Genomic DNA, 13,411 nt, shown 5'->3' with positions numbered 1-13,411 from the left:
CGTGGCCTCAGTGGGCGCCGCGACGCCCGCGCATCCAGCCGGACCATGCAACGGCCCCGACGATGCACGCGCCGCCCACGAGCATCTTGAGCGTGGGCGAGGTGCCGAACAGCACCCATGCAAACGCAATCGCATACACCGGTTCCAGCGCAATGACGACGGCCGCCTGACTCGCCTTCACGGTGCGCAACGCGTGGATGAACAGGGTGTACGCGAGCGCCGTGCATACGATGCCGAGGCACGCGAGCCAGCCCCATTGCGACGCAGGCAGGTCGAGCGCTTCGCGGCCGACGAAGGGCGCGAGCACGATCACGATGGCGAGGCACTGCCACCAACTGGCCTGCAACGGCGACGCCTGCGCGCCAAGCACCCGATTCGAGAGCGCAATGACGGCGTAGATCGCACCGGAGAGCACGCCCCACGCGAGACCGATGGTGGCGTTGGCCTGCCAGTCGAATTGCGGCGTGACAAGCGCAAGCCCGATGCACACCAGCGCGATGACACCCGCGTCGCCAAGCGTCGGGCGCTCACGGCGCAATGGCCATTCGAGCAGGATGACGAACGCCGGGAAGCACGCAAAACCGAGGGTGCCGACGGCGACCCCGCCTTCCTTGATGGCAAGAAAGAAGGCCAGCCAATGCACGGCGAGCAGGACGCCCGCGATGAGCAGGCGCACGGCCGACGACGGGGCGAGACCCTGCCATGGCGCGCCGCCCGAGAGCCGCGCAGCACTGCGCAAGCCAGCGAGTCCCGCTACTGCGATGACGGTGAGTGCCAGCCACGAGAACAGGCCGCGCCCGAACACGATCATCGTGCTCGATGCCGCAATATGCTCGCCGAACAACGCCGACGCGCCAAAGAGCATCGCGGCCGTGTGCAAGGCAAGTTGTTGACCGAAGTGCGACGTGCCCTCAGGCATCGCCGGACGCGTCGGGCACCGGCACGGCAGTTGTGTAAAGCACCTGCTTGAGCGCGAAGCTGGAGCGGATGTTGCGAATGCCGGGGATGCGCGAGATGCGATCGGTGATCAACGTTTCGTAGGCGCTCATGTCGGCCACCATCACGCGCAGCAGATAGTCGGCGTCACCCGACATCAGGTAACACTCCATGACGTTGGGCAGGGCGGTCACGGCGGCTTCGAAGGCGTCGAGGCCGTCGCGATGCTGGTTCTCCAGCGTGACGTGAATGAACACGTTGATGTGCAACCCGAGACGTGCCGGGTCGAGCAACGTCACGCGCTGCCGGATGTAACCCGCCGTTTCGAGCGCTTTCACCCGCGCCAGGCAAGGCGAGGGCGAGAGGTTCACGCGCGAGGCGAGTTCCACGTTGGTGAGGCGGGCGTCGGCTTGCAGCTCCCGCAGAATCTTCAAATCAATAGCGTCGAGTTCCATACCACAATGCGCTGCGGCCCCTGATAAGGACCGGCGTTCCAGTCAATTGGCCGCCCGGTAGGCGACAGTGCCGCAATACTAGCGTATTTATCGCGCATTTCGCGCGGGTATCGACGCCCCCTCAGTCCCCGCGGCTCACACGCCGAATGTCTCCCCGCGCTGTAAGGATTTGGAATGTTGTGAATGTTGTATTTGGGTGTTGTTTCTCCCCGCACGGCTCAACGTTTGTTGACGATGCGTGACAGTCTGCTAACATCCCGCGTCACAAATGAGAACATTAACGATTCTCATTACGAAAAATTAGCAAAAGGCTTTTTGCTTCTGTCACTCGGGATTTTTGTCATGTCTTTCGATTACGCCTCACGTGCACGCCGCGCGGCCGGCCGCCGTATTTCCGGCACCCAGTTCGTTCCGTTCACGCCGATTACGCTCGCCGCCATGCTGGCATTGGGTGTGAGCGCCCCGGCGCTGGCCCAGTCGGCCGACACGGGTGCCCAGACACCCGCGGTCACGACGGCACCTGCCACGACAGCCGCTACGGCGGCGTCGGCCAACGACGCGACTGCGGCGCAGGCCACCCTCAAAGCCACGACCGTGACCAGCTCGGTACTGCGCGAAACGCCGCAAAACCTGAAGCAGTCGGTGTCGAACGGCGCGCTCGGCTCGCGCAGCCAGCTCGATACGCCGTTCTCGACCACGGTGGTGAGTCAGGAACAACTCGAACAACGGCAACCGGCCAAACTCGGCGACGTGTTCTCGACCGACGCCTCGGTCACCGACGGCAGCAACGCGTTCGACGCATGGGCCGGTTACGTCTATGTGCGTGGCATGCCGATCGACTGGCAATACGGCTTCAAGCTCGATGGCCTGCCGGTGATGACCTACGGTGTGACCATGCCGTACGAACAGTTCGATCGCGTGGAATTGCTCAAGGGCCTGTCGGGCTTCATGTACGGCTTTGTGGCGCCGGGCGGCGTGATCAACTATGTGACGAAGAAGCCCACCGACGAGCGCATCGCCAGCGTGGATGTGGGCTTCCACTCGGAAGGTATCTGGCGCGAACACATCGATCTGGGCGGGCGCGCCGGGCCGGACGATATGTTCGGCGCTCGCCTGAATTACACGCACGAAGAGGGCCGCACTTACACGGACGGCAATCTGAATCGCGATACGGTGTCGGTCGCGCTCGACGCCCGCATTACGCGGGACCTGACATGGAATTTCGGCGCGATGTATCAGGACCGCCGCGCGACGGGCACGTCGCCGTCGCTCTCGACATACAGCTTCACGGGCAATCAACTGCCCGGCCCGATCAACGCGTCGACGTCGAACCTGCAAACGCAGGCCACGCACCTGAACACGATCACGCAGTTCTATACGACGGGTCTGCAATATCAGATCAATCCGGACTGGAAGGTGTCGGCGAACTACGCGTTCAACAAGTCGACGCGCGACCGTAACGAAGCGACGCTGTATCTGCTGAACGGTGCCGGCGACTTCAGCGGGCAGAACGATCTGGGCTCGGAGACGAACATGTTCCGCGCCTGGCAGATCACGGCCGAAGGCAAGCTGCGCACGGGCCCGTTTGCCCATCAACTGACGTTCGGCATCGCCTCGCAGTACCAGACGAACGACTACGCCTACGTCTACAGCCCGACCTATCTGGGCAATCTGTATCAGGGCACGTCGTATCAGTATTACGGCAACGGCACGCCGCTTCAGGCGCAACGCTCCAGCGCCATCGAGCAACGCTCGGCCTTCGCCTCGGACACGGTGCAGCTCACGGATCGCTGGTCGGTACTCGCCGGTGTCCGCTTCACGAACTACAACCAGACGAACGCGCAGGGCGTGTCGACATACTCGAAGAACGGCGTGGTCACGCCGACCATCGCGGTGATGTACAAGCTCACGCCGAATACCACGGCTTATGCGAGCTACGTCGAGGCGCTGGAAGCGGGCGAAGTGGTCGCCGTGCAGTACGCAAACGCGGGTGCGGTGCTCAATCCGGTGAAGAGCCGTCAGTACGAAGTGGGCGTGAAGACGGAGCAGTCGAACTGGAGCGCAACGGCGGCGCTGTTCCGCATCGAGCGCGGTGCCGTGTACACGGATGGCAGCAACGTGCGTGTGTCGGACGGGCAGTCGATCTATCAGGGGATCGAAATGGCCGGCTCGGTGAAGCTGGGCACGCAATGGACGCTGGGTGCCAGCGCCATGGCGCTCGATAGCTGGTACTCGCGTACGAACGGCTTCGACGGCAATCGCGTGGGAGGTGCACCGCGCTTCGTGCTCTCGGGTAACGTCGACTACAAGATTCCGTATGTGCCGGGTCTGTCGGTGGGCGGCGATATCCGCTACAACGGCCGCACGGTGCTGAACCCGGCGAACTCGCTCACAGTGTCGGGCTACACGCTGATCAACATCGGCGCGACGTACCGCACGCGTGTCGCCGGCAAGGACGTGACGCTGCGCGCAGCCGTCAGCAACCTGACGAACCGCAAGTACTGGGAATATCAGTACGACAACTACATCAAGCCGGCCGACCCGCGCATGGTGAGCCTGAACGCCAAGATCGATTTCTGATTGACGCGCCGGGCACCCGTGGCCCGGTGGGTAAGGCCAGCAAGACCAGACAGCGGCTTTCGGGCCGCTGTTTTCTTTGGGGCGCGGAGGTGTTGGCACACATCGCTATCGTTCCGATTGAAAGAAACAATCGACATCGGCTGAAAAACACCTTGCTTATCTATCTACCAGTAGATAAACTTGGCTGCATGAATCGCACAACGACATCGCCGGGAACCCCCACCGTCAGGGAACAGCTGCTGGAGCAAGCGCAGACGTTTCTGATGACGCGAGGCTACAACGGCTTCAGCTATCGGGATCTGTCGGAACGGGTCGGTGTGAAGACGTCGAGCATCCATTACTACTTCCCCGCCAAGGAAGATCTGGTGCTCGAAGCCGTGAAGGCTTATGACGAGGCGATCAGTGCGGGGCTGGCGAGTATCGATGAGGCATTGCCAGCGGCACAGAAGCTGTTGCTGTACGCCGAAGCATTCGGACGTATCGCCGCCGACGGCCACCGCATCTGCCTGTGCGGCATGCTCGCGGCAGACATTGAAACGCTGCCGGAGCCGGTGCGCGAAGCGGTGCAGAAGTTCTTCGCGTACCACGAGGCTTGGCTGGCACGTGTGCTGGCGGAGGGCGTCGCAGATGGATCGCTGAAGCTGACGTCCTCGCCGGAAGCGGCGGCACGAGCGCTGTTCGCCGGGTTTCAGGGCAGCGTGATGGCATCGCGACTCTTCCGGTCGCCGTCGCGGCTCGGGGATGTAGTGACGTCGGTGTGCGCGATCGCATGAGCGCGTGAGCGCACGGCAGATTTGCAGGAACACGGGAGCGAGACTCCCGTTTATTTGAGTTCATTTATCTATCTATGAGTAGATAAATAAATGTGAGGTTGTTGTCTAAAGCCAGACAAACGGGACGCAGGAAATCGGTTAGCGTCACGGTTATCGTCAGGCAGGTGCATTAAGATCGTTTTTCCACTTACCAGGAGTTCGTCATGTCGATCGAAAAAGTGCTGTACACCGCTCATGCCACCGCCACCGGGGGCCGTGACGGCCGCGCCGTTTCGTCGGACGGTGTGCTTGATGTGAAGTTGGTAGTGCCCAAGGAAATGGGCGGCCCGGGCGTGGGCGGCACCAATCCGGAACAACTGTTCGCCGCCGGTTACTCGGCTTGCTTCCTGGGCGCGTTGAAGTTTGTCGCCGGCAAGGAAAAGGTCGCACTTCCGGCTGAAACGAAGATCGACGGCAGCGTCGGTATCGGCCAGATCCCGACGGGCTTCGGCATTCAGGCCGAACTGAAGATCAGCGTGCCGGGACTGGATCGTGCCGTGGTCGAAGCGCTGGTGCAAAAGGCCCACATCGTGTGCCCGTACTCGAACGCGACGCGCGGCAATATCGACGTGACGCTGACGGTGGTCTGAGCAGGACGCTGCGCCGATTCGCCGATGTTGATGCTTTGACGTCGATTCATTGAGGCTGAAGCATCGGCAGCGATGCAAAAAGGGCTGAGTGCCATACGGCAACTCAGCCCTTTTCATTTTGCAGATCGCGTCGCGCATCGCGCCGCTTCGACTACTTCGGCTACTTCGTCTTGACCTCGACCTTGATGCCGTCGGGCAGCACGGTGATCGCGCCGGGTTCGACATCGCGTCCGCCGTAGCGCAGTTGTTCCGGCTTGAAGGTGTAGATCGCGTATTGGTTGAGCACCTGCTGGGCGACGGTGCCACCGACGGCACTCAGTTGCTGGCCATAGGCAGGTGGCATGCCGTCGACATCCACGCGCTCGACGCTCGGATTGTCGAGCACGACCGCCCGTTTGACCGGATCGTATTTGAGCGCGCTCGACATGGCGATCACGCCTTTGAGCGGTTGCCCGCCGATCAACACGTTGGCCACCTGCGCGTCGACCTGCGTGTTCACGCGATTGGCCTGCGGATTGAATCCGAGTTGCGGATGCGCCAACTCCACAGAGAGCAACTGGCCGTAACGCAGCGTCGTCGGGAAGCGCTTGTCGACTGCGCTCTCGATTTCCTGACGCGTCATCGTGTATTCCCCCGTCCAGATGTTGTACGCGGCGCGTGCCGGACGTACGACCGGGACAAGCACGAGACCCAGCGCACCGGCAGCGGCGAGACGCAGCAGGTCGCGGCGTGAGGGCGCGGCGCGCTCGTCGGTGACGTGGGCCATATCGGCCGTGGAAATGCGGGGCAAGCTACGGCGTGAAGTCATATCGCGATGGGCCGGGAGGCCTCGGGAGACGTAATCGCACGGGAGGTCCGTGCGCAAACCGTCGATGGTGCTGGGACTGCGCCAACGCCGATTCGTTCGGAACGGGCGCGCTGCCTGCCGGATGCCATCAATAGTGCGGGGGGATTTCGTGACGCGGATTGCTGTCGTTGCCGCCCTGTCCCTGCGACAGCATTTGCTGGTACAGCGCGCTGAACTGCTTTTGCAGCAGATCGATCTGCCGCTCCTGACGCGTGACGATCTCGTTGAGCGTCTCGATCAGGTCTTCCTGAAACGCCGTCTTGACTTCGAGTTCGACGATGCGCGATTCCAATGATTCCATGACCTTCTCCGGTGAACGCGGCATTGTAGGCCATCAACCGGCGCATTGACGCACACGATGTAGGCCTTTGCCGGACGTGGCAGGGGTTCTGGGCATAATCGCACCATGAAAACCTTTCTGCTTTATGTCGTCACGGCTGTGGCGGAAATCGTGGGCTGCTATCTGCCGTGGCTGTGGCTTCGACAGGATCGCAGTGCATGGCTGCTGGTCCCCGGCGCGCTGGCGCTCGCATTGTTCGCGTGGTTGCTCACGTTGCATCCGGCGGCTGCCGGGCGCGTGTATGCGGCGTATGGCGGCGTATACATCACGGTCGCCATCGTCTGGTTGTGGGCCGTCGACGGCATGCGCCCAACCCCGTGGGATCTGGCCGGCGTGGCGGTGGCGCTGCTGGGCATGGGCCTGATTGCGTTTCAGCCGCGCTGAATCGGCGTAATCCTCACGTCGTGCATCAGGCCTCGCGTGCCTGATCGCCAGCCGCTCACGTCGTCCGAACGCGATACGTGCAGCGCTGCCCGCCCGTGAGAATATGCGTTTCGCGCGTGACGGTGCCGCGCGCGCCCACCAACTCTTGAAACAGCTCCAGCTCGCTGCTGCAAAAGCCCTGACACGTCTTGGCGGCGGCGCAGATCGGGCAGTGATCTTCGATTAGCAGCCAGTCGTCGCCGTCGCGCTCGACGCGCGCCATATAGCCCTCCGCCGACCGAATCTCCGCGAGCCGCGTCAGCCGTTGCGACAGCGTCGGCAGCGGATCGACCGCGTGCTTGTACTGCGCCCGCGTTTCCGCCGCGCGTTGCGAGATCAGTCGATGCAGCCCTTCGTCGCCGAAGAGCTGTTTGATCGAGCCGATCAACTGAATCGTCAGATGGGAATGCGCATCGGGAAAGCGGTTGTGACCGGCACCGGTGAGCATCCACGCCTGACGCGGGCGCCCGGCGCCGCGTGACGGCATCGTCTCGCCCACGACCAGACCGTCGGCCACCAGCTTCTGCACCTGCTGACGCGCCGCTTCCGCCGTGATGCCCAGCGCGGACGCGACCTCTGCCGTCGACGCCGGTCCCTGTGTCTTGAGCCAATGCAACACACGCTCGTGTGCAGCATTCGGAACCGTTGCCCTATTATCCAAGTGGTTATTTGGGTAATTCATTGTGCCGCATGTAATATCCAAGAATTATCTTGCATATTAGTCGGCCTGCGGCCGGCTGTCCATCCATGACAACAACGACGACAAATGCTGCGGCGCCGGGATGGCGTGATCTGTTGACCGGCAACAATGGCTGGCGATCGCTGGCGCTGGCAGGCGGTGTGGCATTGCACGCCACCAATGTGTATGTCGCGACGACGGTGCTGCCCTCGATCGTGCGCGAGATCGGTGGTCTCGATCTCTACTCGTGGAACACCACACTGTTTGTGGTGGCGTCGATTCTCGGGGCGGTGTTCGCGTCGAAACTCTTCACGTCGCTCGGGCCGCGCACGGCGTACGTCGCGGCCCTGATCGGTTTCAGCGCGGGCACGATCGTTTGTGCGGCGGCCCCCACGATGGCGTGGATGCTGGCAGGGCGCACGTTGCAGGGCTTCGGCGGTGGCATTCTGCTCTCGCTCAGTTATGCGCTGATTCGCGTGGTGTTCGCGCCGCCGTTGTGGTCGCGAGCGATGGGATTGGTCTCGGGCATGTGGGGCGTGGCCACGTTGTGCGGGCCCGCCGTGGGTGGTGTGTTCGCGCAATTCGGCCACTGGCGCTGGGCGTTCTGGTCGCTGTTGCCGGTGGTGGTCGGGCTCGCGCTGATCATTCGTGCGCAGGTGCCGGCCGGGCGCGTTTCGCAAGCGTCGGGGAGCGCAGACGCAACGCAAGCCGACGAAAACCATGCCGTACCGTGGTTCAAGGTGATTCTGCTGTCGGCGTCGGTCGTGGCGATTTCGCTGGCTGCCGTGGTCAGCTCACATCTGATGGCCGCCGCGTGGGTGATCGTGGGTCTGGCGCTGGCGTGGTGGCTCGCCCAGCGTGAGCGCAGCGCCCGTCATGCGGTGCCGCGCCTGCTGCCGACCGGGGCGTATTCGATGCGCACGCGGCTCGGCGCGCTGTATGCGGCGATGAGCTTGCTTGGCATCGCGACGACGAGCGAAATCTATATCCCGTATTTCCTGCAAACCCTGCACGGTCAGACGCCGTTTGCTGCCGGTTATCTGGCGGCGCTCATGGCGGCCGGTTGGTCGGTCGGCTCGATGACGAGTGCAGGACGACACGGCAACGCCGCTGAACAGCGCGTGCGGTTGGGGCCCGTTATCGTCACGCTCGGCATGGTCGCACTCGCCTGGTTGTTGCCGCAGGCCGCGCTGTTCGAAACGGCGACGGGCGTCACGGCGCTCTGCATCGCGCTGTTTGCGGTCGGCGTCGGTGTCGGCATGGGCTGGCCGCATTTGCTCACGCGAGTGATGACCGCGGCGCGTCCGGGCGAAGTGCATCTGGCGTCGGCCTCGATCACCACTGTGCAGTTGTATTCGATGGCGCTTGGCTCCGCATTGGCAGGGCTTGTCGCGAACTTGGCCGGTTTGGCCGATGGGCAATACGCCGACGTGCAGCGTGCGTCGGTCTGGTTGTTTGCCGTATTTGCGCTGGCACCGGCGGCGGCTGCCGTGCTGGCTTTGCGTGGCCGCGTCGCAGCGCCCGCGGCGTCTCTTTCCGAGCAGGAGCAGGAGGCATCATGATCGATCGGATCACCGCCATGCGCACGTTCGTGCGTGTGGCCGACGTCGGCAGTTTCACCAAGGCAGCGGCCTCGCTCGACCTGCCGCGCGCCACGGCGACGACGCAGGTGCAGCATCTCGAGCGCTGGTTCGGCGTGGCACTCTTCACGCGCTCGACGCGGCGTGTCGCGCTCACGATCGAAGGGGCCGTCTATTACGAGCGGTGTGCGGCGATACTCGCCGACATCGAAGAGGTGGAAGCGGGACTGTTCGGTGCCGAAGTGCAGTTGCGCGGACGCCTTGCCATCGTGTTGCCACCGGTCATCGCGCGTGAAGTCGTGATGCCGGCGTTGGCAGAATTTCAGGCGCGCTACCCCGGGCTCGAAATCGCAATCGATGCGACGCCCGCGCACGGCGACTGGCGTGGCGACGGTGTGGAGTGCGGGGTGGTGTTGGGCGAGTTGCCCGATTCGCGGCTGGTGGCGCGGCATCTGGGGGACTTGCCGCGTGTGACGTGTGCGAGCCGTCGCTATCTCGACACGCATGGCGTGCCCGACGATCTCGAAGCGCTGACCGCACACACATCGGTGAAATGGCTGACGGCGCCTGCGGAGCCGCTAGCTTCTGCTTCGGTATCAGCGTCGATGTCGGCTTCGGCGGCGAATGACGCGCTGCCTGCGCTCGGTTCGATGCTTGCCACCTCGCCGCCGCCTGCATTGGTCACTGCCCGTTGCGGCGATCTGATGTTGATGGTCGGCGACCGGGCCACGTGCGTGCGCACACGCGGACAACTTCATGTGGGCGATGAAGCTGCGTATCTTGCCGCAGGGCTCGAAGGGCTCGGTCTGATTCAACCGACAGTGTTGGCGGCGGCCCCGTATCTCGCCTCGGGACGTCTGGTGCCGGTGTTGCCGAAATGTCCGCCACCGCCGTTGCGGCTCTCGGTGGCGTACCCCGCGCAAAAGCGCGTCTCACCGCGCGTGCGCGCCTTCGTCGACTGGCTCGCGCAGATTTGCGAGCCGCTCGCTACGCAGCAGCGCTATGCACCACCCGCGCCGCCCACGCCACCCGCCGGTCCGCTGCCGGAGGGCAAGCCGTCCAGCACGCGACGCTCATTCAGACTGCCGGCGTAGTGATTGCGCTTTTCTTCGTACATCAGCAGATCGGCCTTCTGCACGGTGGCTTCGAGGCGCTCACCGGCCTCGCACGTGGCCATGCCCATCGAGAACGACAGCGGCGTGCCCGGATAGAACGAGTTGTTGAGTTCGACGAGCTGACGAATGCTCTCCATCATCGCTGCACCACCCGTCGCATCGGTTGACGGCAGCAGCAGCGCAAATTCGTCGCCGCCAATGCGCGCCGCAATCTGCGGCGCCACCACCGACTTGCCGAGCACTTCGCCGGCGCGACGCAGCAGCGCGTCGCCAGCGGCGTGTCCGAGCTGGTCGTTCACCGCCTTGAGTCCGTTCAGATCGGCGACGATCACCGTCACCGGGAACGGGCCCTTGCGCTCCAGGCGGTTCAATTCATCCACGTAGAACGAGCGGTTGCGCAGCTTGGTGAGCACGTCGTGCTTGCCGAGGAATTCGAGATACGACTCGGCCTTCTTGCGCGCGGTGATGTCCGTGAGCGCGACGAGCACCAGATCCCAGCGCGGCTCATGCCCGGGGAGCACGGCAAATTGCAGGTGGACGTTGATCTCGTTGCCGTCGAGCGCGTAGTTCACGACTTCGCGCTGCTGGAAGAGTTTGTTCTCCCACAGATCGATCAACTGCTCGCGGAAGTTGTGCCGCATGTCGTCGCGAAACACATCGGGCAGACGCGAGAGCAGGGTGGCCTTGTCGGTTGCCACGAACATCGCGAGCGTGTGACGGTTCACGTCGAGCACGTGAATCTCGTTCATACAGCGCTCGACAAACTCGGGATGCACGTCGGTGAAGGTGCGGAAGTCAGTGATGCCGCGCGCACGTGCATCGTCGAGCAGCAACTTGATCGCGCTGAAATCCTCCACCCACAACGAGACCGGCGAGTATTCGAAGAGACCCCGTGCGTATTGCTCGCCCATGGTCACGCGCTCGCGTGCATGTTCGAGTTCGGTCACGTCTTCGAGCGAAATCAGCACGCGGTCGAGCGTGGTTTCGTGCCCCGGGAGGACCGAGCCGTTGAGCAGCACGTCCAGACGCCGTCCGTCGAGCGTGTAGTTGACAGTCTTGCTGGTGAAGTGCGTACGGCCGTCCCAAAGCTGGCAGAGCTCTTCGATATGCGTCTTGAGCATGTCGTCGCGGAACACGCGCGGCAGGTTGGCCACGAGCGCGTCGAGCGACGGTGCGTTGAACATCGAGAGCGTTTTGCGATTGACCTTGATGACGCGAATGCGCTGCGAGCACGCCGACACATGTGCCGCATCGGTCTTGAAGTGCGCGCGCAAATCGGTCACGCCCTGCGCCCGCCATTCGTCGAACAGATGCCGCACGCCGCTGAAGTCTTCGAGCCAGAGCGAGACCGGCGCGAGATCGAACATGACGGCGTCGTCGCTGGCGGCGCTCGGGAGGGCCACCGCAGGGGCAGCGGAAGACGTGGAAGGTACAGCGGGCATGGCGTCCGGCATGTGGCACCTGAAGTCGGGTCAGGCCGTCATTCTAAGGTGAAACGGCCCTAACCCCTATGGGACGAAATAGGGCCGTAATCACGAAGCCACAGGGAAGAAACCGCACCGAATCACAGCAACGGCGCACCGGTGTCGCGTTTGACTTCACGCAGCGAGAGCATCGATTCGATGGAGGAGACGCCGGGCAGGGCGCGCAGCACGTCGCGCGTGAACAGGCCGTAGTCGTCGAGATCGGTGGCGACCACGCCGAGCAGATAGTCGGCGCTGCCCGAAATGTTGTGGCACGACACGATGCGGTCGATGGCCTGCACTTCACGCTCGAACTGCTCGGAAAGCGCCCGGTCATGCACGGCAAAGCGCACGTGCACGAAGGCCACGACACCCAAGCCCAGCGCACGGCGGGAGAGTTCTGCCCGGTAGCCGGTGATATAGCCATCGGCTTCGAGGCGCTTGAGGCGGCGCGCACACGGAGTTTCGGAGAGTGACACGCGCTCGGCGAGCTTGGCGTTGGAGATGCGACCGTCGCGCTGGACGATGGCGAGAATCGCCCGATCGATGGCGTCGAGTTCGTTCATGGTGGGTATCCCGCTACAAAATCTGCTGCAAAGACGGCATTCCACCACGATCTGCGGTGCTGGGGAAGTGTTACCCCTCATCCAGACGGCTTAGGTCGCCCGGATATCGCCAAAAATGACTTTGGAGGATTGTCTTGTGATTTCTTTCGGTGTGGAGGAATCGACTAAATATAATGCTTGTATTTGATGAAAAACGCCACGTTTCTCCGATGAATTAGCGTGATCATGTAGACCTTTCCGGCCGCTGTGGCCGGGTCCGGAGACGTCTCATGGTTTCGCTTCAGTTGCTCACGGTTTTCATCGGCGCGCTTGTGGTGGTGTACGCATTGCCCGGCCCCGACATGGCGCTGGTGATGCAGACGAGCATGGTGCGCGGCGTGCGGCACGGGCTGGCAACGTCGGTCGGGCTGGCACTGGCGCGCGCGGGTCATGTGACGCTCTCGGCCTGTGGTGTGGCGGCGCTGCTGCGCGCGGCCCCGTGGCTGTTCGAAACGGTACGCATTGCCGGCGCGATCTATCTTGCGTGGATCGCCATCCAGATCTGGCGCTCGCCGGCGTTCGGCATCGAGGCGCTGTCGACGTCGCGCGAAGCGGCGCCGCCGCTGACACAGGCGGTGCGCCGTGGCGTGTTGTCCAGCGTGCTGAACCCGAAGGCGTTGCTGTTTTGTTCGGTGCTGTTGCCGCAGTTCGTGCGCCCGGAAGCGGGGCCGGTGTGGTCGCAGGTGCTGGAGTTGGGGGTGCTGCTCGTGGCGGTCGGGGCGGTGTTCGACGTGACGCTGACGTTCGGCGCAGCCCACATTGCGCGCTGGCTGCGCACGCGCCCGCTTGCACAAAAAGTACAACGCTGGTCATTCGCGGCGGCGCTCATGGCGTTCGCGCTCAGGTTGTCACTCGATTGACCTGACTCGCGGTAAGCTACCGCACTTTCCTCTGGGCAAATCATTGCACCAACCTGGTGCATTTCGCTGCGACACCGCAATTATGGGTGCGACAGAACGTCGCACCTATTGAAAAATGGGAACGTT

The 13,411-nt window shown here is 63.3% G+C and carries 14 protein-coding genes; 7 read left to right on the top strand and 7 right to left on the bottom strand.

What is annotated here, in order from left to right:
* Positions 1 to 7: 7 nt before the first annotated feature.
* Positions 8 to 919 (bottom strand): DMT family transporter, encoded by a 912-nt coding sequence (locus tag CDV46_RS07835; protein WP_087686623.1) that lies wholly within the window; start codon positions 917 to 919, stop codon positions 8 to 10.
* Positions 912 to 1,391 (bottom strand): Lrp/AsnC family transcriptional regulator, encoded by a 480-nt coding sequence (locus CDV46_RS07830; protein ID WP_058377746.1) that lies wholly within the window; start codon positions 1,389 to 1,391, stop codon positions 912 to 914. The genes CDV46_RS07835 and CDV46_RS07830 overlap by 8 nt, the downstream gene beginning before the upstream one ends.
* Positions 1,392 to 1,733: 342 nt before the next feature.
* Here CDV46_RS07830 and CDV46_RS07825 point away from each other — a divergent pair, with 342 nt between their 5' ends.
* From CDV46_RS07825 to CDV46_RS07815, 3 genes are all read left to right on the top strand, one after another.
* Positions 1,734 to 3,971, top strand: coding sequence for a TonB-dependent siderophore receptor (locus tag CDV46_RS07825; protein ID WP_087722251.1), 2,238 nt, complete (start codon positions 1,734 to 1,736; stop codon positions 3,969 to 3,971).
* A gap of 188 nt (positions 3,972 to 4,159) precedes the next feature.
* On the top strand, positions 4,160 to 4,744 hold the full coding sequence (locus CDV46_RS07820) for a TetR/AcrR family transcriptional regulator (RefSeq protein WP_087686625.1): 585 nt from the start codon (positions 4,160 to 4,162) through the stop codon (positions 4,742 to 4,744).
* Between the two features lie 203 nt (positions 4,745 to 4,947).
* Positions 4,948 to 5,373 carry an organic hydroperoxide resistance protein gene (locus tag CDV46_RS07815; RefSeq protein ID WP_058377748.1) on the top strand — a complete coding sequence of 142 codons (426 nt, stop codon included), beginning with the start codon at positions 4,948 to 4,950 and terminating at the stop codon, positions 5,371 to 5,373.
* A 160-nt stretch (positions 5,374 to 5,533) separates the two neighbouring features.
* Here CDV46_RS07815 and CDV46_RS07810 read toward each other — a convergent pair whose 3' ends face one another.
* Positions 5,534 to 6,139 carry a DUF1439 domain-containing protein gene (locus CDV46_RS07810; protein WP_087686626.1) on the bottom strand — a complete coding sequence of 202 codons (606 nt, stop codon included), beginning with the start codon at positions 6,137 to 6,139 and terminating at the stop codon, positions 5,534 to 5,536.
* 169 nt (positions 6,140 to 6,308) lie between these two features.
* Positions 6,309 to 6,512: a SlyX family protein gene (locus CDV46_RS07805; protein ID WP_058380156.1), complete on the bottom strand. Its 204-nt coding sequence runs from the start codon at positions 6,510 to 6,512 to the stop codon at positions 6,309 to 6,311.
* Between the two features lie 114 nt (positions 6,513 to 6,626).
* Between CDV46_RS07805 and CDV46_RS07800 the strand changes: the two genes are divergently transcribed.
* Positions 6,627 to 6,944: a YnfA family protein gene (locus tag CDV46_RS07800; protein ID WP_058377750.1), complete on the top strand. Its 318-nt coding sequence runs from the start codon at positions 6,627 to 6,629 to the stop codon at positions 6,942 to 6,944.
* Positions 6,945 to 6,999: 55 nt separating this feature from the next.
* On the opposite strand, the gene CDV46_RS07795 is transcribed toward CDV46_RS07800, so the two are convergent.
* The gene (locus tag CDV46_RS07795) at positions 7,000 to 7,602 is read right to left on the bottom strand and encodes a helix-turn-helix transcriptional regulator (RefSeq protein ID WP_369597103.1); all 603 of its coding nucleotides are present in this window, start codon (positions 7,600 to 7,602) and stop codon (positions 7,000 to 7,002) included.
* Between the two features lie 128 nt (positions 7,603 to 7,730).
* Here CDV46_RS07795 and CDV46_RS07790 point away from each other — a divergent pair, with 128 nt between their 5' ends.
* Both CDV46_RS07790 and CDV46_RS07785 read left to right on the top strand, forming a co-directional pair.
* Positions 7,731 to 9,224, top strand: a complete 1,494-nt coding sequence (locus CDV46_RS07790; RefSeq protein ID WP_087722249.1) for an MFS transporter — start codon at positions 7,731 to 7,733, stop codon at positions 9,222 to 9,224.
* Positions 9,221 to 10,336 carry a LysR family transcriptional regulator gene (locus tag CDV46_RS07785; RefSeq protein ID WP_087722248.1) on the top strand — a complete coding sequence of 372 codons (1,116 nt, stop codon included), beginning with the start codon at positions 9,221 to 9,223 and terminating at the stop codon, positions 10,334 to 10,336. Before CDV46_RS07790 ends, CDV46_RS07785 begins: the two co-directional genes overlap by 4 nt.
* Here CDV46_RS07785 and CDV46_RS07780 read toward each other — a convergent pair.
* Positions 10,243 to 11,799: a sensor domain-containing diguanylate cyclase gene (locus CDV46_RS07780; RefSeq protein WP_249277388.1), complete on the bottom strand. Its 1,557-nt coding sequence runs from the start codon at positions 11,797 to 11,799 to the stop codon at positions 10,243 to 10,245. The two genes, CDV46_RS07785 and CDV46_RS07780, sit on opposite strands and share 94 nt — an antisense overlap.
* A 122-nt stretch (positions 11,800 to 11,921) precedes the next feature.
* Positions 11,922 to 12,386, bottom strand: coding sequence for an Lrp/AsnC family transcriptional regulator (locus CDV46_RS07775; RefSeq protein ID WP_058377755.1), 465 nt, complete (start codon positions 12,384 to 12,386; stop codon positions 11,922 to 11,924).
* Positions 12,387 to 12,655: 269 nt separating this feature from the next.
* Here CDV46_RS07775 and CDV46_RS07770 point away from each other — a divergent pair, with 269 nt between their 5' ends.
* Positions 12,656 to 13,285 carry a LysE family translocator gene (locus tag CDV46_RS07770; RefSeq protein ID WP_058377756.1) on the top strand — a complete coding sequence of 210 codons (630 nt, stop codon included), beginning with the start codon at positions 12,656 to 12,658 and terminating at the stop codon, positions 13,283 to 13,285.
* Positions 13,286 to 13,411 lie beyond the last annotated feature (126 nt).

The sequence above is a fragment of the Pandoraea sp. PE-S2T-3 genome (assembly GCF_002179965.1).
Classification (GTDB): Bacteria; Pseudomonadota; Gammaproteobacteria; order Burkholderiales; family Burkholderiaceae; genus Pandoraea.
This window is presented reverse-complemented; position numbering and strand designations above follow the sequence as displayed.